Origin of the sequence: Nonomuraea sp. NPDC049655, from assembly GCF_044465465.1 — a bacterium.
Taxonomy (GTDB): domain Bacteria; phylum Actinomycetota; class Actinomycetes; order Streptosporangiales; family Streptosporangiaceae; genus Nonomuraea.
Window position 1 is genome coordinate 44,373 of the sequence record NZ_JBITLS010000011.1, and the last position, 20,658, is coordinate 65,030.

Consider the following 20,658-nt stretch of genomic DNA (forward strand, 5'->3'; position numbering starts at 1 on the left):
ATCACCCATCGGCCCGGGTCCCGTTGCCGTTGCCGTCGTAGCCGAGCAGCCGCATGGCGGTGTCCGGGTCCATGGCCGCGGCCAGCAGCTGGGCCCGCCGGTGGGCCTCGTCGCGCTCGCGTTCCGCCTTGGCCTGCGCCGTCCGTACGCCCCTGACCGCCACGAACGCGAGCCCGGCGCCCACGACCACCCCGACGACCACGACGAACAGCAGGAGCAGCAGGGCCGGCGAGGCGAGCGCGGGAGCCGCCGCGACGTCGGCGCCCGCGCCGGGCACCGCGCCCGTCACCGCCAGCGCCGCGATCAGGGCCAGCGCGATCAGCCCGAGCAGGCTGGCCACGACCAGCCAGGCCCGTCCGGCACGCCGCCGCGGCCGGACCTCGGCGACCGCCCCGGGGACCGGCCCGAAGCCCGCGTGCGGGACGGCGGCCGAAATCCCCTCCGGGACCGCCTGGACCACCGACGGGACCGCTGACGGGCCCGCTGACGGGCCCGCTGATGGGACCGCGGCGGCCCGCGGGGCTGGCGCCCACGGCACGAACTCGGGCCGATCACCACCCTGTTCGACGCCCTGCCCGACGCCCAGGTCGATCCGGGTGACCTCGGCCGTGATCACCTGCGCCACGGCCGGGCCGGCGCCCGCGGCCGGGGCGGCGAAGGCGACCGCCCGCGGCGCGGCCTCCTCCTCCACCGGGCCGGGCAGCTCGCGCTCGATGCGGCTGTGCTCCTTGTGCGCCCTGGCCGCGTCGTGGTGGTAGTCCTCCAGCTGCTCGTAGAGCTCGTCGGAGGCGTAGATCGTGCCGTCCACGAGCGGTCCGCGCTCGCCGCGGATGACGGCCACCACGTCGTCGCCGTTGAGCGTCTTGTGCGTCTCCAGGGCGTGCGCCAGGCACAGCACCTGCCTGCGGTGCTCCTCCAGCAGCCGCTCGGTCTTCTCCAGCAGCCGCACCAGGTTGAACTCGATGCGCTCGCCCAGCACGTCGGGGGTCAGGTCGGGCGCGGCGCGCACCGGCTCGCGCTCGGTGATGCCGATGCCGCCGCCCCCGCCGCCCCGCCCGCGCATGGCCTTGCCGCCGTGGATCTCCAGCTCCTGGAGCGCGGGCAGCGACGTGACGCCGGAGCCCATCCCCCAGTACGACTCCATGAGCGCGGTGAGGAACGTGGCCGCGTGCAGGTCGCCGGAGACGCCGGAGGAGTTGTCCTCGCCGAAGAACATGCGCTCGCCGGCCAGCGAGGCCAGGGAGACCATGATGTCGGCCTCGTACTCGGACTTCCAGCGGGTGAACTGGTCCTCGGGCTTGATCGAGGCGACCATGCCCAGGTAGTCGGCGCCCTTCTCGATGGTGGCGATGTCGATCTCCAGATGGAACCGGGTCACGTACGCCACCACGGCGTGGCACGCCTCGTGCACGGCCACGGCGTGCCGCTCGCGCTCGATGTACTCGACGTCCTCGGGCGGGCCGAGCTGCTTGAGCCGCTTGGCGCGCAGCACGTCCGACCAGGTGATGACCTCCCGGCCGGCACGGATGGCGGTGATCAGCGACTCGTTGACCAGGTCCTTGATCGTGGCCCCGGTCGCGTACGGCGTGATCGTGGCCAGCTTGTCGATCTGCTCCCCGGTGAGCTCGTGCTCGACCTTGTCGAAATAGCCCTGGTACGTCCGCACCCGCCCGGCCTTGGACGGGTAGCCGACCTTGTAGATGCGGTCGATGCGGCCCGGCCGCAGCAGCGCCTCGTCCAGCGCGTCGGGCCGGTTGGTGGCCATCATGACGAGGATGCGGTATTTGGGCGGCGGCTTGGGCCGCATCCCGAGTAGCCGCCTGACCAGCCGGTTGAAGAAGCCGCGCGGCTTCTTGAGCCCGGACAGCTCGGTGAGCAGCGCCTGGAGGGTGCCGGGGTCGCCGCTGTTCATCATGCCGCCGCCGGCGAAGAAGCGCTCGCGCCAGGTGCCCGGCGGGTCGGCGGCGTCGGCGGCCGCGCGCCGGCCCTTGAAGGCCAGCACCGAACGGCTCTCCTCCGACAGGTACGTCATCCCGTGGCAGCCGGAGTGCGCAGCGAAGCCGGAGGGCCCTGTGAAGCCGGGGTGCCCTGTGAAGCCGGAGTGCGCGGACAAGCCGGTGTGCGCCGAGAAGCCGCCCTGCCCGGGCGGACCCTGCTGGGCCAGCTTGCCGCGCTTGCCGAGCGAGTCGGCCTCGTCGAAGAAGACGATCACGCCGCCGTACCGCAGCGCCAGCTTGCGCAGCTTCCTGAACAGGCCCTTGACCTTCAGGATGCCGACGCCCATGAACATGTTCGTGAAGGCTCCCGGATCCACGAACACGTACGGCTTGCCGGTCTCGCCGGCCACGGCCTCGGCCATCAGGGTCTTGCCGGTGCCGGGCGGGCCCCACAGCAGCAGGCCGCTGGGCACGTACCCGCCGCGCCGCTCGATCTCGTCGGGCCGCTCCAGGAAGACGATGTTCTCCTGGACCCGCTCGACCACGTGGTCCTGTCCCCAGACGTCGGCGAAGCGGGTCTTGATGTCGTCGGGGAAGTACGTCTCCACGCCGCCCCTGGACAGGAACCAGAACAGGCCGACGAACTGGATGATGACGAAGAAGAACAGGAAGACGATCTGCAGCAGGAACGGCAGCGCCTGCCAGATCAGCGTCGGCGCCTGCAACAGGGCGACGAACGGGCTGACGTCCAGCACCGCCCCCGCCACGAGCGCGGTCAGCGTGACGAAGAAGGCGATCTTCAGGGCTCTGGAGATGCGGTACCTGGTCCAGTCGTCGAAGCGCCGGTGCGTCCACCGCTCGAACCCGCCGAAGACCTTCTGGCTCCAGAACCGGTGGTAGCCCGACCAGTGCTCGCTGACCAGGAAGTGCAGTTGCCGCAGGGCCTCGGCGCCGAGCAGCCAGAAGATCCACTGGTATTCGTAGCCGATCTTCCAGGCCGCCTCGGGAAAGGTCACGACGCCCGTCCAGTCGGCCATCACCTTCCAGGTGAGGATCAGGTAGGCCAGGACCAGCGCGACGAGGAACTTGCTCCGGTCCCAGAACTGCATCTTCTTCCTGGTCACGGAGTCGGGGTCGGAGGGCCCGCTGCCGGGGGCGCGCAGCCCTTCGTGCTGAACGGTGGTGGTCACTGACGTCCCCTCATCCGGGCAGCCGGAGCAGCTTGAACGAACCCGCGATCTTGTCGAACTCGGCGCCGCGGTCGCGGTAGCAGGTCGCCCGGCAGCCGATGAGCATGACCGAGACCGTCGCGCCCTTCTCGTCGAGGATCGCGGTCTGGTCGAACGTCTGGACGTCGGCGCCGATCTGGTAGTTGAAGCGCACCCGCACGCCTCTGGCGCCGTTCTCCAGGGCGAGGACGTCGTCGCTGAGGAGCTCGAACTTGGCGAACATGGGCGGCCGGCCGGTGGTCATGGCCTGCTGCTCGTACAGCTCGCGCATCGGGTCCGTCACGGGCAGCACGAAGTCGCGCAGCCGGTTGAGCGAGATCGCGTCCCGCTGCTGCTCGGTGAGCTTGTGCACGGTGGCGTACACGAACGGGTCGGACGAGCTCAGCAGATGGTTGACCGACGGCTCGGCCGACTGGTCGAAGGCCGTGGACCAGACCCGCTGCGCGCGTGTCGCCGCCGCCAGCGAACCGGGCCGGTCACCCGTCAGATACAGTTCGATCGGATTGGCGTTGAGCTGCGTGAACGAGGCGGGCACCTTGAAATAGGTGGTGCCTTCCCTGTCCCGTACGTAGGTGAACTCCGGCTGCCCGCACGCCGGCAGCACGAAAACCGCGACCATGAGCGCGATCCAAGCCCGTGTCCTTTTCACCTGGGCTTACCTCCGCTTTACGGACCAACGCAGTTGTTGTGCCCGCTTTCATGCGGAATGAGGCCGGATGCACGATGAGAAATCTTGACCAAATCTTGGCCATTGATTGGCTTTACTTGTTACAGACCACCAAATGGTGGTATGGGCCAGGTCGCCACACTCTACGGTCGCCCGGGATACAACGTTCGTGCAACCCCCATTGGTAGACCACAGGAAGTAGCAAAGGATATGAGGACGCCCATCCCGAGCCTCGGAGCGCACCATGAAAGAACCCGCGATGGAGACCGTCGACTCCTTCGGCATGACGGCTGAGCGGCAGTTCGCCGACCTGTGGTCGAGGACCGCCCTGTCGGTCAAGGAGCGCCGGCTGCTGCTGCTCGGGCTGCTCGTCGGACAGGGGCTCGACGAGCTGACCGCCGTGCAGCTCGACGTCGCGCTGCGGGCGGGCGACCTGAGCGAGAGCGAGCTGCGCGAAGTGGTGGTCTTCCTGACCCACTACGCCGGCTGGACCCGCGGATCGCGGCTCAACGACCAGGTCGAGGAGCTGATCGAGCGGGTCAGGCAGGCTCGATCCGGTAGAGCGGACCCCGCAGGCTGAGCGCGTAGAGCTCGCCGTCGAGCCCCTCCCCGAAGGAGGAGAGCTGCTCGACCCGGCCGATCTCGGCCGCCTTCGACGGCTCGGCCGCGGGCGCGGCCCTGACCCAGCCGGCGCAGAAGTCCCCGTACAGGAAGCTGCCGCGCAGCCAGGGCAGGGCGGCGCCGCGGTAGACGTACCCGGCGATCACCGAGCAGCTGCCGTCCTTGTGCAGGGGGTAGGTGATGACCGGCTCGGTCAGGCCGCGGCCCGTGCCGCCGCGGAAGGGCCGCCCGCCCTCGCGCAGGTTCCAGCCGTAGTTCTCGCCGCCCTTGGAGGCGGCCGGCTGGCGGTCGACCTCCTCCACCTCGTCCTGGCCGACGTCGCCGATCCACAGGTCGCCGCTGTGCCGGTCGAAGCCGAACCGCCAGGGGTTGCGCAGGCCGTAGGCCCAGATCTCGGGCCGCGCGCCGTCCTTCCCGGCGAACGGGTTGTCCCGCGGCACCTTGTACGGCCTGCCGCGCGGGTCGATGCGCAGGATCTTGCCCAGCAGCGTGCCGAGATCCTGGCCGTTGCCCTGCGGGTCGCCCGCGCTGCCGCCGTCGCCGAGCCCGACGTAGAGATGGCCGTCGGGGCCGAAGGCGAGCTGGCCGCCGTTGTGGTTGGCGTACGGCTGCTCCTGGGTGAGCACGTCGCGCCGGCCGGTCGCGCGCCGGCCGTCGAAGGCCCATTCGGTGACGTGGGTGGCGCCGCGGGTGTCGGTCCAGTCGAGGTAGAGCCAGCGGCCGGAGGGATGGAAGGCCACGCCGAGCAGGCCCTGCTCGTTGCCGCCGCTCACCTCGCCCGACAGGTCGACGATGACGTCGCCGTCCGTGGCGCGCAGCCGGCCGTCCTGCTCGGCGACGTAGAGCCGGGCGTCGCCCTTGCGCGCGGCGAGGGCGACCGGCCGTTCGAACCGGCCGAGCTCGCGGAAGCGCACCTGCCGGGGAGCGCTCTTCGGCTCGGGGCTCGCCGGCGGAGAAGCCCGGGTGGAGGCCGGCGGGGCGGGCGGGGCGGAGGACACGGTGGCCGGGCCGGGCGGGGACGAGGCGGCCGAGCAGGCGGTGAGGGCCAGGAGGAGCACGGCCGCGAGGGGGCGCACGCCGTCCATACTCGCACGCCCGACCGGGGACGTTAAGGTTCAGGACATGCCTACCGCATTGATCACGGGCGCCACCGCCGGCATCGGCGCCGCGTTCGCCCGCCGCCTGGCCGCCGACGCCTGCTCGCTCGTCCTGGTCGCGCGCGACGAGCAGCGGCTCGTCCAGGTCGCCGACCAGCTCAGGCTCAGGTACGGCGTGGACGTCGAGGTGCTGCCCGCCGACCTGGCCACCGAGGAGGGCCTGGCCAGGGTCGAGTCGAGACTCCGCGACGGCGTCGACCTGCTGGTGAACAACGCCGGTTTCGGCCACCCCGGCGACTTCCTGAAGGTGCCGGTCGAGGACGAGCTGCGCATGTTGAAGGTCCACTGCGAGGCCGTGCTGCGGCTCACCCTGGCGGCGCTGCCCGCGATGCGCAAGCGCGACCGGGGCGCGGTGATCAACGTGGCGTCGGTCGCGGCGTTCTTCTCCCGCGGCACCTACAGCGCCTCGAAGGCGTGGGTGGTCAACTTCAGCGAGTCGGCGGCCAACGACGTGCGCAACCCGCGGATCAAGATCATGGCGCTGTGCCCGGGTTTCGTGCGCACCGAGTTCCACCAGCGGGCGTCCATGGACACCTCGGGCATCCCAGGGTTCCTGTGGCTGAAGGCCGACAACGTGGTCAGGGACGCCATGCGCGACCTCGCGCTCGGCAAGCGGGTCTCGGTGCCCGACCTGCGCTACAAGGCCATCGTGGCGATCGGCAAGCTGGTGCCGCACAACCTGGCCGGGCGCGTCTCGGCCAGGCTCGGCCGCCGCTGACCTCGGGGCGTACCACAACAAGGTGGGCCCCCGCCGCGGGAGGGGGTCGCGGTGGGGGCCCGGGACGGCCGTGAGTGACTCACGGCCGGGAACCGGAAGATCCGGCGGGCTCTGCTAGCGGTTGGCCTCGTGGCCGATGGCCAGGCCGCTCGTCGGGTCGAAGAAGTGCAGGTTGTGCGTGTCCAGCACCAGGTCGATGCGCTGGCCGGGGCGCACGTGGCTACGGGCGTTGACGCGGGCGGTCCACAGGGACTTGTCGCCCACGAGCGGCAGCGCCGCCTCCTCGTCGTCGCCCGTGTCGGCGGCGGCGACGGTGTCCTTGTGCTCGACCGGCGGGGCGTCGATCAGGAACAGCACGTTGATCTCGGAGCCCAGCTCCTCGGTGACCTCCGCCTTGACGGGCAGGGTGGCCCAGCCGTTGGCGTGGTTGCCGGCCGAGTTGGCGTCCTCGAAGTCCGACGGGCGGATGCCGAGGATGACCTTCTTGCCGATGTACTGGTCGAGGCCCGGCTTGTCGGCGAAGGCCGAGTCGGGGATCGGCAGGCTGATGTCGGCGAAGCGCACGACCGCGCCGTTGTCGCGGGCCAGCTCGGCGGTGACGAAGTTCATCGAGGGCGAGCCCATGAAGCCGGCGACGAACAGGTTGACCGGCTTGTCGAACAGGTTCTGCGGGGTGTCGACCTGCTGGAGCAGACCGTCGCGCAGGACGCAGACGCGGTCGCCGAGGGTCATGGCCTCGACCTGGTCGTGGGTGACGTACACGGTGGTGACGCCGAGGCGCTCGTGCAGGGTGTTGAGCGAGGCGCGCATGGAGACGCGGAGCTTGGCGTCGAGGTTCGACAGCGGCTCGTCCATGAGGAAGGCCTGCGGCTCGCGGACGATGGCGCGGCCCATGGCGACACGCTGGCGCTGACCACCGGACAGAGCGGCCGGCTTGCGCTTGAGGTAGGTCTCCAGGCCGAGCATCTTGGCGGCCTCGTTGACCCGCTTCTGGATCTCCGGCTTGGGCATCTTGCGGAGCTTGAGGCCGAAGGCGAGGTTCTCCTCGACCGTCATGTGCGGGTAGAGCGCGTAGTTCTGGAAGACCATCGCGATGTCGCGGTCCTTCGGCGGAAGGTGGTTGACCACCTTGTCACCGATGGCGATCTCGCCGCCGCTGATGTCCTCAAGGCCGGCGATCATCCGGAGCGCGGTCGACTTGCCGCAACCCGATGGGCCCACCAGCACCATGAACTCGCCGTCCTTGATCTCAAGGTTCAGCCCGTTCACGGCCTTCACGCCACCGGCGTAGATCTTGTCGACGTTCGTCAGAACGATGGATGCCATGACATTCCTTCGCGCTCCAGGGCGATCGGCCCGGACGTTGGTTCTCGGTTCCCGTGGATACGTTTTCACGTATCTCACCCGAAACGGACATCGGTGTCAAGGGGTACCGCGTGACCAGCCTTTGGAGGACCGATGGTCTTCCGGTGACCTGGAATCCATGATGGAATCGTTTCCATGGAGAAGCGGGCGACGATCAAGGATGTGGCCGAGGCGGCGGGCGTCGGCGTCGCGACCGTGTCCCGGGTGCTGTCGGGCGGCTCGGCCAGCCCCAGCACCAGGGAGCGGGTGCTGGCCGTCGCCGCCCAGCTCGACTACCGGCCCAGCGCGCTCGGCCGCAACCTGCGCCAGCGCCGCACCGGCGGCCTGGGCCTGCTGGTGCCCGACCTCACCGACACCTTCTACGGGCAGCTCTGCGAGGGCGTGCTCGCCTGCGCCCGGTCGGCGGGCGAGCCCGTCGTGCTGGGCTCGACGGGCGGCGACCCCGAGCAGGAGGCCGAGCTGATCGGCATGCTGCTCGAACAGAGCGTCGACCGGGTGATCGCGGTGCCCTCCGGCGACGCCGAGACGTGGGCCCCCGCGCTCAGGGCGGGCATGACGGTGGTCTTCGCCGACCGCCTGCCGCCCGAGGCCGGGCGCGACGGCGACCGCGACCCCGCCGAGAGCGCCCTCGACGATCTCATGCTCCTCGACGGCGTGGCTCCCCGCGGGCGCGTCCCCGAGAGCGCCGCGCGTCCGCTCGACGTGCCCGCCGTGCTGGCCGACGACCGCGCCGGCATCCGTACGGCCGTGCGCTACCTGCGGGGCCTCGGCCACCGGCGCATCGCCTTCCTCGGCGGCCCCGGCCACGACCGGCGGGCCGCCGCCTTCCGCGAGGCCGTGGGCGCGCCGGTGGACGAGGAGCTGGTGGTGTTCGGCACCGGCAGCCGCGACTCGGCGTACGCCGCCGCCTCCGGCCTGTTCCAGAGCCGTCCCGACCTGTCGGCCGTCGTCGCGGGCGGGAACGTCCTGGGCGAGGCGGCCGTGCTGGCCGCCCGCGAGCTCGACCTGCGGGTGCCGAAGGACGTGTCGCTGGTGATGTACGACGACGTGCCCTGGGCCGAGCTGTGCGCCCCGCCGCTGACCGTGATCGCCCAGCCGGGCCGCGACATGGGATACCGGGCCTGCGAGCTGGTGCTGCGCGAGGGCACCCGGCGGGCGCGCTCGGTGGTGCTGCCCACCGAGCTGATCATCCGCGGGAGCTGCGGCCCCCGCAGGTGACCGGCGAGCGGCACGCGCTCAGCTCTCGCCGAGGACGTCCCGCGCGTGCGCCTCGATCACCTGGGCCACCTCCGCAGGCGCTCTCAGGTGCGCGCCGTGCCCCTGCCCGTGCAGCGTGACGCGCCGGGCGCCGGGGATCGTCTCCCGCAGGGCGTCGAGCCGCGCGCCGAGATGGGCGGGGCTGCGGTCGCCGCCGAGCAGCACCACCGGCGTGCGGATCGCCGCGTACGCCGCCCGCCGGTCGCCCAGGGCGTCGATCGCCAGCAGGTCGTCGATCTGGCGGGGCGCGCGCAACCGCGTCGGCCGATGGCAGGCCACCGCCACGGAGGTCAGCCAGGAGATCGCCGGCGACAGGCCCACCACGTCCCTGAAGAAGATCCGCATCGCCCGGCCCGGCCGGCCCGCCGCCACCGCGGCCACGGCCGCCTGGCTGGCCGCGCCGCCGAGCGAGGGTCCGAGGGCGACGGGCGGCTCGTACAGGACCGCGCCCGCGAAGGCGTCCGGCGCGAGGAGCAGGGACTCCAGCGCGGCCACCGCGCCGGAGGAATGCCCGACGAGCAGGACGGGCCCGCCGAGCGCGGCCGCCACCGCCACCGCGTCGGCGGCCTCCTGCGCCATGGTGGCGGGCCCGGCCAGGTCCGGCCGGTACTGGCGGCGCCGGACACGCACCACGCGGAACCGCGGCGCGAGCAGCCCCGCGACCTTGCCCCACTGGGTGCCGTCGTCGAGCCCCGCGTGCAGGACGAGGACGGCCGGGCCCCGCCCCTCCTCGACCACCCGGACGTCGGTCCCGTCGGCGGATGTCACCGTGAGCATGGCGCCTCCTCAGTGCGGCCACTGTACGCCTCCTCAGCCCCGTAGTACCTCAGAGCTACGCGAAAGGTGCATCCCCCAGCGGGAAGCCGACTACAAGGCGTGATCCCTACCTTCGGTGCCGGAAGGAAGAACCGGCACGGAAGGGGACCATTCGCCATGGCATCGCTGAGGAACCGCCTGCTCGCCGCGCTCGTCACCGCTTCGGTGGCGGTGCCCGCGTCCGGCGCCGGCGGGTCCGCGGGGGTGCCCGCGCCCGTTCCCGCCGCCGTGGCGCCGCTGCGCGCCGCCACCCCGGCCGCGCTGTCCGACGAGCTGACCGGGCGGTACGCCGCCGGGCGCGCCGCCGTCCTGGCCGCCGAGCGCACCGCCGCCGCGCGGGGGCACCGCCTGCGGGCGGCGGCGCTGCGGGCCATGGCCGACCCGTCGCGCACGTTCCTGTCCTTCGACGGGCGCGACGGCGGCCGGACCGTGGAGGTCTTCGGCGACCTGGCGACGGCCCGGCGGATCGCCGTCCTGGTGCCCGGCTCCGACACGAACCTCGACCGGTACGGCCGCCTGCACGCCAGCGCGACGCGGCTGCGCGAGGCGCTCGGCGACGGCTCGGCGGTCATCGCCTGGGCCGGCTACCGCACGCCCGGCACGCTCAGCCTGGACGTGCTGACGCCCGCGCGGGCCGACGAGGCCGTGCCCGGGTTGCGCGCGTTCGTCCGTGAGCTGCGCGCGGTCAGGCCCGGCGCCCGGCTGTCGCTCGTGTGCCACTCCTACGGCTCGGTGGTGTGCGGACGGGCCGCGCCCGGCCTGGACGTGGCCGACATCGTCCTGATGGGCAGCCCCGGCGCGGGCGTCCCCGACGTCGCCGCCATGCGCACCCGCGCGGTCGTGTGGGCCGGGCGCGGCGCCGCCGACTGGATCGCCGGCGTGCCGCACGCGCTGGTCGAGCTGCCGTTCGTCACGGTCGGGCTGGGGGCGGACCCGGTCTCGCCCGGGTTCGGCGCCCGCGTCTTCGCGGCGGGCGACGGCGGCCACAGCGACTACCTGCGGCCCGGCTCCCCCGCCCTGAGGGCCGTCGCCCGCATCGTCTCCGGAGAGGCCGACCGCGATGTCTGACTCCTCCCCCCGCGTCGTCTCCGGAGAGGCGCCCGCGATGTCTGGCTCCTCCCTCCGCACGCGCTCCGGACCGCGCGGGCTCGCCGCCCGCGTCGAGGCCGGGACGCCGCCGGAGCGCGACCGGGCCCTGGACGCGCTGCGGGCCCTGGCCATCCTCGGGGTGGTGGCCGGGCACTGGCTGGTGACCGCCGTGGTCAGCGACAGCGGCAGCCTGCGCGTCACCAGCCCGCTCAAGTACCTGCCGCAGCTCGCCCCGATGTCGTGGGCGTTCCAGATGCTGGCGATCTTCTTCCTGGTGGGCGGGCTGGTCGGGGCGAAGGGCCACCGGTCGGCGCGGGCGGCCGGCATCGGCTACGTCCCGTGGCTGCGCGGCCGGTTGGGGCGGCTGTTCCGCCCGGTGGCGGTCGTCGTGGCGGTGTGGGCCGTGGCGGCGGTCGCGATGCTCGCCTCCGGCGTGCCGCTGGAGGACGTGCGGCTGCTGGTCAGGATGGCGGCGGCGCCGATGTGGTTCCTGCTGGTGTTCGCCGCGCTGACGGCGGCCACGCCGCTGGCCGCCCGGCTGCACCCGGCCTGGCCGCTCGCGGCGGTGGCGGCCTCCGACGCGGTGCGGTTCGGGCCCGGCGGCCCGGAGTGGTTGTGGTGGGTGAACCTGACGGCCGGCTGGCTGGTGCCGTACTGCCTGGGCGCGGCCTGGGCCCGCGGGCGGCTGCGGAGCCGGGCCACCGGCTGGACGCTGCTGACCGGCGGCGCGGCCACGGCCCTGGCGCTGGTGGTGTGGGGCGGCTACCCGGCGACCATGGTCGGGGTGCCGGGCGCCCCGGTCTCCAACCTGGACCCGCCCTCGCTCGCGGCCGTCAGCTTCGGGCTCGCCCAGTGCGGCGCGGCGCTGCTGCTGCTCGGCCCGCTGCGCCGGCTGCTGCGCCGCCCCGCCGTCTGGGCGCCCGTGGCCGTGGCGAACCTGGCCGCGATGACGATCTTCCTGTGGCACCAGACCGCGCTGATCGCGGTGACCGAGCTCGGCCTGCTGGCGAGCCGGGCGCTGCCGGAGAGCCGGGCGCTGACCGGCCTGCACACCCCGCCCGAGGAGCTCGGGTGGGTGGCGGCCCGGCTGGCCTGGCTGCCGGCGTTCGCGGCGGCGCTGCTGGTGTGCTGCGCCGCCTTCCACGCCTACGAACGCCGGCGGCCCCGCTAGAGCAGCTTCTCGATGGCCGCGACGACGGCCGGGTCGTCGGGGGCGGTGCGGGGACGGAAGCGGGCCACGACGTTGCCCTCGCGGTCGAGCAGGAACTTCTCGAAGTTCCACTGGACGTCGCCCGCCGCGCCCTCCTCGTCGGCCGTCTCGGTGAGCTCGGCGTAGAGCGGGTGCCGGCCGGGGCCGTTGACGTCGGCCTTGGCCAGCAGCGGGAAGTCGACGCCGTAGGTCGCCGAGCAGAACTCCTGGATCTCCTCCGCCGTGCCGGGCTCCTGGCCGGCGAACTGGTTGCAGGGCACGCCGACCACGCTGAAGCCGCGCGGGCCGAAGTCCTGCTGGAGCTGGACCAGGCCGGCGTACTGCGGTGTCAGGCCGCAGCGGGAGGCCACGTTGACCAGCAGCACGGCCTTGTCGCCGGCGAGGTCTCCGAGCGTGGTGGGGTCGTCGGCGAGGGTGCGGAGCGGGATGTCGCGAAGGCTCATGATCTGAAGCTTACAGAACGACGCCCGCCGCAGATTGTGACCTATTCCTCATTTTTCCCGCGAAACCCCTGAATATCAATATGTCGCGATCTTGGAATTTCGCCTGATTTTTCATGGTCAATTAGGAAATGTGGGTGTTTGTCATGCAGGGTGACGCGGTCCCCGTCCCCTTCGAAAGGGAATCCGCATGCCCATGCTCCGCCGTACCGGTGTCCTGGTCCTCGCCGCAACGCTCGCGACGGTGACCGGCACCACGGCCGCACAGGCGCAGAGCTCCCAGAGCAGTGGCAGGAACAAAGCCATCGCCAAGTCCCTGGTCGCCCAGCGCGGCTGGGGCGCCGCGAGCTACGGCTGCCTGGTCAGGCTCTGGGCCAGAGAGAGCGGCTGGAACCACAGGGCCGGCAACCGGTCGGGCGCCTACGGCATCCCGCAGGCGCTACCGGGCCACAAGATGGCCTCCTCGGGCGCCGACTGGCTCACGAACCCGCGCACCCAGATCCGTTGGGGTCTGGGCTACATCAAGCAGCGGTACGGCTCGCCGTGTCGCGCGTGGGCGCACTTCCAATCCCACAGTTGGTACTGAGCCAAACCCCAGGTACGTCCGCGTTTTTACCCAAGGACATGCCATATGGGCGACGGGCCGGGCAATCCTGGCCCAGCGAGATCGCCCTTTATCCGAATTGAGCGCGCAAACACCTGTCCTTCGCGTGTCGAGATCGCGGCCCGCGGTCACGGCCCGTAATAGGAATCGTGCTTGAGGACACGTCGTGGCGCCTTCCGGGCCGTCCAGCACGATCGGGCGGTACAGGATCCCGGGAGGCCGCGCGGACCCTCCGCGTCCGAGCCACGGACGCGGACCGGCAGGGCGCCCCGGAGGGGGCGCCCGTCCGCACGCGACCCGAAAGCAAGGATCGCCTTGGACAGCAAACGCGTGCTCAGCGGCACTCTTCTCACTATCAGCGCGTTCGGCGTCAGCACCGGCCCGGCCTGGGCGGAGTCCCGGCCTCCGGTGATCAAGATGCGGACCTGGACAACGTCAGCGCAACCGAAGATCGCGGCCGTACGGCCCGCCGGAAGAAACAAGAAGATCGCCCTGGGACAGGTCGTCCGGCGCGCGTGGAACTACCGGGAGTTCCGCTGCCTGGACAACCTGTGGACCAGGGAGAGCAATTGGAACCACCACGCGCTCAACCGGTCGTCGGGCGCCTACGGGATCCCGCAGGCGCTGCCCGCGGGCAAGATGAGCGGCGCGGGCAAGGACTGGCGGTCCAACCCCGAGACGCAGATCCGCTGGGGCCTGGCCTACATCAAGGGAAGGTACGGCAGGCCCTGCGGCGCCTGGGGGCACTGGCAATCGCACAACTGGTACTGATCTCGCGTGCCGGAGGGCATCCGGGCCCGCCCGGGTGCCCTCCTACTGACCCGCGTGCACCGCGATGGCCTGGATGAGCAGTTCGACCCCGAACTCGAACTCCGCCTCGTGGTCGCACTCGGCCAGCAGCGGCGCCAGCGCGCTCACCTCGGGGAACAACGCCGGATCGACGACGGCTGCCTCGACCGTGCGGCTGTGGACGGGCGCGAAGGTGGGCGTCACGCCGACCTCGCGCAGCAGCGAGCCCACGATGAAGGCGATGAACATGCGCAACATCCGGACGGCGTCGGGCCCGTCGAAGCCCGCGCCGCGCAGCGTGGCCAGCGCCCGCTCGACCGGCAGCAGCCCGGCGTGGGAGTGGAGCTGGCGGCTGACCACCACCATGGTCGAGCGCGGATGGTGATGGGCGATCTGCCGGAAGGCCCGCGCCTGCGCCCGCACCCGGTCGGTCCAGTGGGCGTCGGGGTCGTCGGTGAACTCGATGCCGCTCAGCACGCTCTCGGCCACGCCGTTGAGCAGCGCGTCCTTGTTCGGCACGTGGTTGTAGAGGGACATCACGCCGACGCCGAGCTCGGCCGCGATGCGGCGCATGGAGACCGCGTCGGCGCCCTCGCGCTCGATGAGGTCGATGGCCGCGGCCACGATGCGGGGCCTGGACAGGGGCTCGGTGGTCATAGCTCATTCTATTGACGCACGTACACCGTACGTGCAAGGGTCGAGCCGTGGACGTACACCGTACGTAATCCCCTCGCGGAGGTCCCCCATGTCGACGCACGATCTCTACACCCTCCCCGCCGAGCTCTCCACCTGGGACGTCGGCATGGCCGGCGCCAGCCGGTTCACCTGGGAGTACGACGAGGGCCGCGACCGCATGCTGGCCTTGTACCAGAAGGGCAAGGACAAGCAGTGGGACTCGGCCAAGCGCATCGACTGGGACCTGGAGGTGGACCCGTACAACGTGCTCGGGATCCCCGACAACACGATCGCCATCCACGACACCCCGCTGTGGCACCGGCTCGGCCCCCAGCAGCGCCAGGACGTGCGACTGCACGGCGCGGCCTGGCAGTTCTCCCAGTTCCTGCACGGCGAGCAGGGCGCGATGATCTGCTCGGCCCGGATCGTGGAGTCGGTGCCCGACCTGGACTCCAAGTTCTACGCCGCCACCCAGACCATGGACGAGGCCCGCCACGCCGAGACCTACGCCCGCTTCCTCCAGGAGAAGGTGGGCCTGGCGTACCCGATCAACGAGCACCTCAAGGCGCTGCTGGAGAGCACGCTCAGCGACTCCCGCTGGGACATGCCCTACCTCGGCATGCAGGTGCTCATCGAGGGCCTGGCCCTGGCCGCGTTCGGCGTCATGCGCGACATCACCACCAAGCCGCTGCCCAAGCAGATCCTCGCGTACGTGATGCAGGACGAGGCCCGGCACGTCGCCTTCGGCCGGATGGCGCTGCGCGACTACTACAAGAACCTGTCGGAGTCCGAGCTGCGCGAGCGCGAGGACTTCGTCATCGAGGGCTGCTACCTCATGCGCGACCGGCTGCGCGGCGCGGAGTCCTGGGAGCACCTGGGCCTGTCCAGGGCCGAGACCGACGAGGTCATGCGGGCCACCGACCAGTCGGAGTACCTGCGGCTGTTCCGCTCGCTGCTGTTCAGCAGGATCGTGCCGTGCGTCAAGGACATCGGGCTGTGGAGCCCGCGGCTGCAGCAGGCGTACGCCGACATGGGCGTGCTGGAGATGGCCGGCCAGTCGCTCGACGCCCTCATGAAGCAGGACGAGGACATCGCCGACAAGCTGGACGCCGCCCGCTTCGCCGCCGAGGAGGCCGAGCGGCACGCCGAGGTCGCCGACACGATCGCCCTCGGCACGTCCGCCCCCTGACCGGCCCGCCCGGCCGGGCGGCGTCCTCAGCGTCCGCCGTGGAAGCGGCGGTGCAGTTCGTGCACCTGCCCGGCCAGCTCCGGGACGGGCCCGTCCACCGGGACGCCCGGCGCGACGGCGTTGACCGGCAGCGTGCTCACCGGCGGCGCCGGCACGCCCAGCTCCGCCAGCCAGCCGCCGAGCTGCTCCGACGACGCGACGTAGACGATGCGCCCGAGGCCCACCCAGGCGTGGGCCGCCGCGCACATCGGGCAGTGCTCGCCGGAGGTGTAGACGGTGGCCGCCGCCCGCTCCTGCGGGGTCAGGTTGGCCGCCGCCCACCGCGCCAGCTCGAACTCCGGATGCCGGGTGCGGTCGCCCCCGGCCACCCGGTTGTGGTCCTCGGCCAGCACGGCGCCGTCCGCGGCGACCAGCACGGACCCGAAGGGCTCGTCGCCCGACTCCAGCGCCTCGGTGGCCAGCTCGACACAGCGCCGCAGGTACGGCAGTTCACTCTCGTCGATCATCACGACTTCCTGTCCGGTGAGAATGGTGAGCGGAAAGGACAGCTCCGCCTTAGCCCGCGCCGCGCCCGAGCCGCAGGTGGCAGTGTGCCCGGCCGTCCGGACGGCGGCGGGCGCGGGGTCGCCGGACGCGCCGTGACGGTCTCGTTTCTGCCCGTAACCTGCAGAAACCCCCACATTTACCGCAAAAAATGGGTTGATCCCACGTATTAATGTGGATGGGATGCCTCCCGATACTGACACACCTCGCCGTCCCCTGCTCTCCTCCAACTCCCTGTGGCGGATGAAGTCCTACCTCCGCCCGTACGCCGCCAGACTGGTGCTCATCTGGCTGGCCGCGATCCTCAGCATCGCCGCGAGCATCGCGCTCCCCCTGATCAGCGAGAAGGTCATCGACGGTCCCGTGACGCGGGGCGACTCCGACGGGCTGCTCCCGCTCGGTCTCATCGCCCTGGGCGTGGGCGTCGTGGAGGCCGGGCTGATCTTCCTGCGGCGCTGGACCCAGGTCAAACCCGTCCTCGGGCTGGAGACCGCGATCCGCGACGACCTCTACGAGCACCTGCAGCGCCTGCCGATGGGCTTCCACGGCGACTGGCAGTCGGGCCAGCTGCTGTCGCGGGCCACGACGGACCTGTCCACGATCCGCCGCTTCCTCGGCTTCGGCATGCTCTTCCTGGTGATGAACGTCCTCCAGCTCATCACGGTGACCGTGCTCCTGCTGAACAAGTACTGGCCGCTCGGGCTGCTGGTGCTGGCCTCGGCCGTGCCGATCGTGTGGACGTCCCTGCGGTTCGAGAAGCGGTACATCAAGATCTCCCGCCAGGTCCAGGACGAGCAGGGCGACCTCGCCACGCTCGTCGAGGAGTCGGCCATCGGCATCCGTACGATCAAGGCGTTCGGCCGCCGCCACCACGTCTACGACCGCTACGACGAGGCGGCCCGCAAGGTGTACGGCAGCTCGGTCGACAAGGCCACCCTGTCGGCCCGGTTCTTCGCCTTCCTCGAAGTGATCCCCAACGTCACCCTCGCCCTGGTGCTGCTGCTCGGCGCGCTCGCGGTGGGCTCCGGCTCGATGACGCTGGGCACGCTGGTCGCCTTCACCACCCTGATGCTCCAGCTCGTCTGGCCGATCGCCAGCCTCGGCTACATCCTGGCCATGGCCCAGGAGGCGATGACCTCCGCCGACCGGGTCATGGAGGTCATGGACACCGTCCCGGCGATCGAGAGCGGCAGCCGCACGATCGAGCTGCCCCGGGGCCACCTGCGGTTCGAGGGCGTCGGGTTCGCCTTCCCCGGCGCGGACGAGCCGGTGCTGCGCGACGTCTGGCTGGACGTGCACCCCGGCGAGACGGTCGCGATCGTGGGCGCGACCGGCGCGGGCAAGACCACGCTGACCGCGCTGGTGCCCCGGCTGCTCGACGCCACCACGGGCCGCGTGACCATCGACGGCGAGGACGTGCGCGACCTCGACCTGACCACGCTGCGCTCGCTGGTGGCCACCGCGTTCGAGGAGCCGACGCTGTTCTCGATGAGCGTGCGCGAGAACCTCATGCTCGGCCGGCTCGACGCCACCGAGGAGGAGCTGGCCGCCGCGATCGCCACCGCCCAGGCCGGCTTCGTGTACGACCTGCCCTGGGGCCTCGACACCCGCATCGGCGAGCAGGGCCTGTCCTTGTCGGGCGGGCAGCGGCAGCGGCTCGCCCTGGCGCGGGCGGTGCTGAGCAGGCCGCGGGTGCTCGTCCTCGACGACACCCTGTCGGCGCTCGACGTGGAGACCGAGGCGCTGGTGGAGGAGGCGCTGCGGCACGTCCTGCGCGAGGCGACCGGCATCGTGGTCGCCCACCGCGCCTCGACCGTGCTGCTGGCCGACAAGGTGGCGCTGCTGCGCGACGGCACCATCACCCACGTCGGCCGCCACCACGAGCTGCTGGCCGACGTGCCCGAGTACCGCGAGCTGCTGGCCCAGGACGCCGACTTCGACCCCTCGGAAGGAGCCCTGCGATGACCGCCGCCCCCGTCTCCTCCTGGCGCGGCGTCGCCTCCGAGGAGCAGGACGAACTGCCGGAGAAGGTGTCGGTGCTGCTGCGGGAGCGCTCCCGCAGGCTGCTCGGCGACCTGCTGCGTCCCTACCGCAAGGCCATCGCGCTGCTCACCGCGATCATCGTCGTCTCCAACGCCGCGGCGCTGGCTATCCCGTACCTGGTCAAGGTGGGGATCGACGACGGCATCCCGCCGATGACCCGCGGGTCGGGGCCGTCGATCCTGCTGATCGTGGTCGGCGTGATCCTGGTCGCGGCCGTCACGCAGGCGCTCACCCGGCAGGCGTTCCTGCGCCTGTCGGGGAAGGTCGGCCAGAGCGTGCTGCTGGAGCTGCGCAGGCGGGTGTTCGACCACTTCCAGCGGCTGTCGCTGAGCTTCCACGAGAAGTACACCTCGGGCCGGGTCATCTCCCGGCTGACCTCCGACATCGAGGCCATCTCCGAGCTGCTCCAGTCCGGCTTCGACGGGCTGGTCAAGGCGGTGCTGACGATGTTCGGCACGGCCGCGCTGCTGCTCGTCCTCGACGTGCACCTCGGCCTGGTGGCGCTGGTCCCGCTGCCGCTGCTGCTGCTGTTCACGCGGTGGTTCCGGCGGCAGTCGGTGATCGTCTACCGGCGCACGCGGGAGACGGTCGCCCTGGTGATCGTGCACTTCGTGGAGTCGATGACCGGCATCCGCGCGGTGCAGGCGTTCCGCAGGGAACCGCGCAACCAGGAGATCTTCGCCCAGCTCAACGACGACTACCGGGACGCCAACGCGCGCAGCATGGTCCTGGGCGCGGAGTTCATGTTCGGCATCAAGCTGATCGGCAACCTGACCGTGGGCGGGGTGCTGCTCTACGGCGGCTACCTGGCGATCCAGGGCGAGGTCACGGTCGGCGTGCTGGCCGCGTTCCTGCTGTACCTGCGACAGTTCTACGAGCCGATGCAGGAGCTCAGCCAGTTCTACAACACGCTGCAGTCGGCGGGCGCGGCCCTGGAGAAGCTGTCGGGCGTGCTGGAGGAGGAGCCGGGCGTGCCGGAGCCGCGCCGGCCCGAGCCGCTGCCCCAGCAGGCCCGCGGCATGGTCCGCTTCGAGGACGTGCGCTTCGCCTACGTCGAGGAGATGCCGATCCTGCCCGGCCTCGACCTGACGATCCCCGGCGGGCAGAGCGTGGCGCTGGTCGGCGCGACCGGCGCGGGCAAGACGACGCTGGCCAAGCTGATCTCCCGCTTCTACGACCCGACCGCGGGCCGCGTGCTGCTCGACGGGGTCGATCTGCGCGACCTGGACGAGACGACGCTGCGCCAGGCCGTCGTCATGGTGACGCAGGAGAACTTCCTGTTCAGCGGCACGGTGGCGGACAACATCAGGTTCGGCCGGCCGGACGCCACCGACCGGCAGGTCCGCGAGGCGGCCAAGGCGATCGGCGCGCACGAGTTCGTCTCCGGGCTGCCCGACGGTTACGACACCGAGGTCGGCAAGCGCGGCGGGCGCATGTCGGCGGGCCAGCGACAGCTCATCGCGTTCGCCAGGGCGTTCCTCGCCGACCCCGCGGTGCTCATCCTCGACGAGGCCACCTCCAGCCTCGACGTGCCGAGCGAGCGGCTGGTGCAGCGGGCGCTGCGCACGATCCTCGCCGACCGCACCGCGCTGATCATCGCCCACCGGCTCTCGACCGTGGAGATCGCCGACCGGGTGCTGGTGATGGAGGCCGGCCAGGTCGTCGAGGACGGGCCGCCCGACCGGCTCATCGCCGCCTCGGGCCGCTTCGCCGGGCTGCACCGGGCCTGGCTGGAGAGCCTGAGCCAGTGACCACGACGCCGTCGGCCCACCGCGCGAGCGGCGGGCCGGCGCGCTAGTGGTGGACGGGCGCGGCGGCCACGAGGCCGCGGTACAGCTCGTACCCGACGAACAGGGCGACGGGCACCCCGATCGCGACGAGCAGCCGACCGGCCAACGGCGCCCCGGCCAGGGGCGCCTTCGGCTCCTCCAGCACCGGACCCGACACGACGCCGAGCTCGGGCACGAGTTCGGGCCGCACCTCGGGATCCGGCCGCAACTCGGGGTGCCTGGCCAGGTAGCCGTTCGGGAACGACGTCACGTGGTAGGCGCCGCATCCCGGGCAGCACGTGCCCGACGAGGGAGGTTGCACGGCAACGCCGGAGCTGAGCCAGATCTCGACCTGATTGCCGTGGTCGTCGGCGAAATGCCGGACGACGAATTCCTCCTCCCAGACACGCAGACAGCGCAGGCACTCGAAGGGCCAGGTCTCGCGGGTCTCGAACCCGTCGCGCACGAGGATCACCCCCGGCTGGGGTTTCAGTGGTCTAGACCTGAGTCTGCGCCTGGCCCCGCGCCTGCGCAAGACGC

19 protein-coding genes are annotated in these 20,658 nt (G+C 71.7%); 10 read left to right on the top strand and 9 right to left on the bottom strand.

Going from position 1 to position 20,658, the window contains the following annotated elements; genetic code table 11:
* Position 1: 1 nt before the first annotated feature.
* Both ACIBQ6_RS31950 and ACIBQ6_RS31955 read right to left on the bottom strand, forming a co-directional pair.
* Complete coding sequence (locus ACIBQ6_RS31950; RefSeq protein WP_397216401.1) at positions 2-3,127, bottom strand: AAA family ATPase; 3,126 nt, start codon at positions 3,125-3,127, stop codon at positions 2-4.
* A gap of 10 nt (positions 3,128-3,137) precedes the next feature.
* Positions 3,138-3,785 carry a hypothetical protein gene (locus ACIBQ6_RS31955; protein ID WP_397216403.1) on the bottom strand — a complete coding sequence of 216 codons (648 nt, stop codon included), beginning with the start codon at positions 3,783-3,785 and terminating at the stop codon, positions 3,138-3,140.
* Between the two features lie 292 nt (positions 3,786-4,077).
* On the opposite strand from ACIBQ6_RS31955, the gene ACIBQ6_RS31960 reads away from it, so the two are divergent.
* Positions 4,078-4,413, top strand: coding sequence for a carboxymuconolactone decarboxylase family protein (locus ACIBQ6_RS31960; RefSeq protein WP_352324894.1), 336 nt, complete (start codon positions 4,078-4,080; stop codon positions 4,411-4,413).
* Here the strand turns inward: ACIBQ6_RS31960 and ACIBQ6_RS31965 are convergent.
* Complete coding sequence (locus tag ACIBQ6_RS31965; RefSeq protein ID WP_397216405.1) at positions 4,373-5,530, bottom strand: PQQ-dependent sugar dehydrogenase; 1,158 nt, start codon at positions 5,528-5,530, stop codon at positions 4,373-4,375. The genes ACIBQ6_RS31960 and ACIBQ6_RS31965 overlap by 41 nt on opposite strands.
* A 46-nt stretch (positions 5,531-5,576) precedes the next feature.
* Between ACIBQ6_RS31965 and ACIBQ6_RS31970 the strand changes: the two genes are divergently transcribed.
* Positions 5,577-6,329, top strand: coding sequence for an SDR family oxidoreductase (locus tag ACIBQ6_RS31970; RefSeq protein ID WP_358285009.1), 753 nt, complete (start codon positions 5,577-5,579; stop codon positions 6,327-6,329).
* A 114-nt stretch (positions 6,330-6,443) separates the two neighbouring features.
* On the opposite strand, the gene ACIBQ6_RS31975 is transcribed toward ACIBQ6_RS31970, so the two are convergent.
* Complete coding sequence (locus ACIBQ6_RS31975; protein ID WP_352357172.1) at positions 6,444-7,655, bottom strand: sn-glycerol-3-phosphate ABC transporter ATP-binding protein UgpC; 1,212 nt, start codon at positions 7,653-7,655, stop codon at positions 6,444-6,446.
* A 174-nt stretch (positions 7,656-7,829) separates the two neighbouring features.
* On the opposite strand from ACIBQ6_RS31975, the gene ACIBQ6_RS31980 reads away from it, so the two are divergent.
* Complete coding sequence (locus ACIBQ6_RS31980; protein ID WP_397216407.1) at positions 7,830-8,912, top strand: LacI family DNA-binding transcriptional regulator; 1,083 nt, start codon at positions 7,830-7,832, stop codon at positions 8,910-8,912.
* An 18-nt stretch (positions 8,913-8,930) separates the two neighbouring features.
* Here ACIBQ6_RS31980 and ACIBQ6_RS31985 read toward each other — a convergent pair whose 3' ends face one another.
* Positions 8,931-9,728, bottom strand: a complete 798-nt coding sequence (locus ACIBQ6_RS31985) for an alpha/beta fold hydrolase (protein ID WP_397216409.1) — start codon at positions 9,726-9,728, stop codon at positions 8,931-8,933.
* Between the two features lie 156 nt (positions 9,729-9,884).
* On the opposite strand from ACIBQ6_RS31985, the gene ACIBQ6_RS31990 reads away from it, so the two are divergent.
* Together ACIBQ6_RS31990 and ACIBQ6_RS31995 are read left to right on the top strand one after the other, a co-directional pair.
* Entirely contained in the window at positions 9,885-10,835 is a 951-nt protein-coding gene (locus ACIBQ6_RS31990) for an alpha/beta hydrolase (RefSeq protein WP_397216411.1), read from the top strand.
* A 37-nt stretch (positions 10,836-10,872) separates the two neighbouring features.
* Entirely contained in the window at positions 10,873-12,027 is a 1,155-nt protein-coding gene (locus tag ACIBQ6_RS31995; RefSeq protein ID WP_397216413.1) for an acyltransferase, read from the top strand.
* On the opposite strand, the gene ACIBQ6_RS32000 is transcribed toward ACIBQ6_RS31995, so the two are convergent.
* Positions 12,024-12,509, bottom strand: a complete 486-nt coding sequence (locus ACIBQ6_RS32000) for a glutathione peroxidase (protein ID WP_358284999.1) — start codon at positions 12,507-12,509, stop codon at positions 12,024-12,026. The genes ACIBQ6_RS31995 and ACIBQ6_RS32000 overlap by 4 nt on opposite strands.
* A 187-nt stretch (positions 12,510-12,696) precedes the next feature.
* On the opposite strand from ACIBQ6_RS32000, the gene ACIBQ6_RS32005 reads away from it, so the two are divergent.
* Complete coding sequence (locus ACIBQ6_RS32005) at positions 12,697-13,092, top strand: transglycosylase SLT domain-containing protein (protein ID WP_397216415.1); 396 nt, start codon at positions 12,697-12,699, stop codon at positions 13,090-13,092.
* Positions 13,093-13,425: 333 nt separating this feature from the next.
* Entirely contained in the window at positions 13,426-13,881 is a 456-nt protein-coding gene (locus ACIBQ6_RS32010; RefSeq protein WP_358284997.1) for a transglycosylase SLT domain-containing protein, read from the top strand.
* A 42-nt stretch (positions 13,882-13,923) separates the two neighbouring features.
* On the opposite strand, the gene ACIBQ6_RS32015 is transcribed toward ACIBQ6_RS32010, so the two are convergent.
* The gene (locus tag ACIBQ6_RS32015; RefSeq protein WP_352357184.1) at positions 13,924-14,556 is read right to left on the bottom strand and encodes a TetR/AcrR family transcriptional regulator C-terminal domain-containing protein; all 633 of its coding nucleotides are present in this window, start codon (positions 14,554-14,556) and stop codon (positions 13,924-13,926) included.
* A gap of 88 nt (positions 14,557-14,644) precedes the next feature.
* Here ACIBQ6_RS32015 and ACIBQ6_RS32020 point away from each other — a divergent pair, with 88 nt between their 5' ends.
* Complete coding sequence (locus tag ACIBQ6_RS32020) at positions 14,645-15,763, top strand: ferritin-like domain-containing protein (protein WP_358284995.1); 1,119 nt, start codon at positions 14,645-14,647, stop codon at positions 15,761-15,763.
* A 26-nt stretch (positions 15,764-15,789) separates the two neighbouring features.
* On the opposite strand, the gene ACIBQ6_RS32025 is transcribed toward ACIBQ6_RS32020, so the two are convergent.
* On the bottom strand, positions 15,790-16,269 hold the full coding sequence (locus tag ACIBQ6_RS32025) for a nucleoside deaminase (RefSeq protein WP_358284993.1): 480 nt from the start codon (positions 16,267-16,269) through the stop codon (positions 15,790-15,792).
* 220 nt (positions 16,270-16,489) lie between these two features.
* Between ACIBQ6_RS32025 and ACIBQ6_RS32030 the strand changes: the two genes are divergently transcribed.
* Together ACIBQ6_RS32030 and ACIBQ6_RS32035 are read left to right on the top strand one after the other, a co-directional pair.
* A complete protein-coding gene (locus ACIBQ6_RS32030) occupies positions 16,490-18,271 on the top strand; it encodes an ABC transporter ATP-binding protein (RefSeq protein WP_352357190.1) in 1,782 nt (593 codons plus the stop codon).
* Complete coding sequence (locus ACIBQ6_RS32035) at positions 18,268-20,100, top strand: ABC transporter ATP-binding protein (protein WP_397216418.1); 1,833 nt, start codon at positions 18,268-18,270, stop codon at positions 20,098-20,100. The genes ACIBQ6_RS32030 and ACIBQ6_RS32035 overlap by 4 nt, the downstream gene beginning before the upstream one ends.
* A gap of 43 nt (positions 20,101-20,143) precedes the next feature.
* Here the strand turns inward: ACIBQ6_RS32035 and ACIBQ6_RS32040 are convergent, their stop codons facing one another.
* Positions 20,144-20,584 (bottom strand): hypothetical protein, encoded by a 441-nt coding sequence (locus ACIBQ6_RS32040; RefSeq protein ID WP_358284987.1) that lies wholly within the window; start codon positions 20,582-20,584, stop codon positions 20,144-20,146.
* Between the last annotated feature and the right edge of the window lie 74 nt (positions 20,585-20,658).

What these genes read in the sequence shown, in the direction of transcription:
- ACIBQ6_RS31955 (WP_397216403.1), bottom strand. Translation starts at nt 3,785, where the DNA reads ATGGTCGCGGTTTTCGTGCTGCCGGCGTGCGGGCAGCCGGAGTTCACC.
- ACIBQ6_RS31960 (WP_352324894.1), top strand. Translation starts at nt 4,078, where the DNA reads ATGAAAGAACCCGCGATGGAGACCGTCGACTCCTTCGGCATGACGGCT.
- ACIBQ6_RS31970 (WP_358285009.1), top strand. Translation starts at nt 5,577, where the DNA reads ATGCCTACCGCATTGATCACGGGCGCCACCGCCGGCATCGGCGCCGCG.
- ACIBQ6_RS31975 (WP_352357172.1), bottom strand. Translation starts at nt 7,655, where the DNA reads ATGGCATCCATCGTTCTGACGAACGTCGACAAGATCTACGCCGGTGGC.
- ACIBQ6_RS31980 (WP_397216407.1), top strand. Translation starts at nt 7,830, where the DNA reads ATGGAGAAGCGGGCGACGATCAAGGATGTGGCCGAGGCGGCGGGCGTC.
- ACIBQ6_RS31985 (WP_397216409.1), bottom strand. Translation starts at nt 9,728, where the DNA reads ATGCTCACGGTGACATCCGCCGACGGGACCGACGTCCGGGTGGTCGAG.
- ACIBQ6_RS31990 (WP_397216411.1), top strand. Translation starts at nt 9,885, where the DNA reads ATGGCATCGCTGAGGAACCGCCTGCTCGCCGCGCTCGTCACCGCTTCG.
- ACIBQ6_RS31995 (WP_397216413.1), top strand. Translation starts at nt 10,873, where the DNA reads ATGTCTGGCTCCTCCCTCCGCACGCGCTCCGGACCGCGCGGGCTCGCC.
- ACIBQ6_RS32000 (WP_358284999.1), bottom strand. Translation starts at nt 12,509, where the DNA reads ATGAGCCTTCGCGACATCCCGCTCCGCACCCTCGCCGACGACCCCACC.
- ACIBQ6_RS32005 (WP_397216415.1), top strand. Translation starts at nt 12,697, where the DNA reads ATGCCCATGCTCCGCCGTACCGGTGTCCTGGTCCTCGCCGCAACGCTC.
- ACIBQ6_RS32015 (WP_352357184.1), bottom strand. Translation starts at nt 14,556, where the DNA reads ATGACCACCGAGCCCCTGTCCAGGCCCCGCATCGTGGCCGCGGCCATC.
- ACIBQ6_RS32020 (WP_358284995.1), top strand. Translation starts at nt 14,645, where the DNA reads ATGTCGACGCACGATCTCTACACCCTCCCCGCCGAGCTCTCCACCTGG.
- ACIBQ6_RS32025 (WP_358284993.1), bottom strand. Translation starts at nt 16,269, where the DNA reads ATGATCGACGAGAGTGAACTGCCGTACCTGCGGCGCTGTGTCGAGCTG.
- ACIBQ6_RS32030 (WP_352357190.1), top strand. Translation starts at nt 16,490, where the DNA reads ATGCCTCCCGATACTGACACACCTCGCCGTCCCCTGCTCTCCTCCAAC.
- ACIBQ6_RS32035 (WP_397216418.1), top strand. Translation starts at nt 18,268, where the DNA reads ATGACCGCCGCCCCCGTCTCCTCCTGGCGCGGCGTCGCCTCCGAGGAG.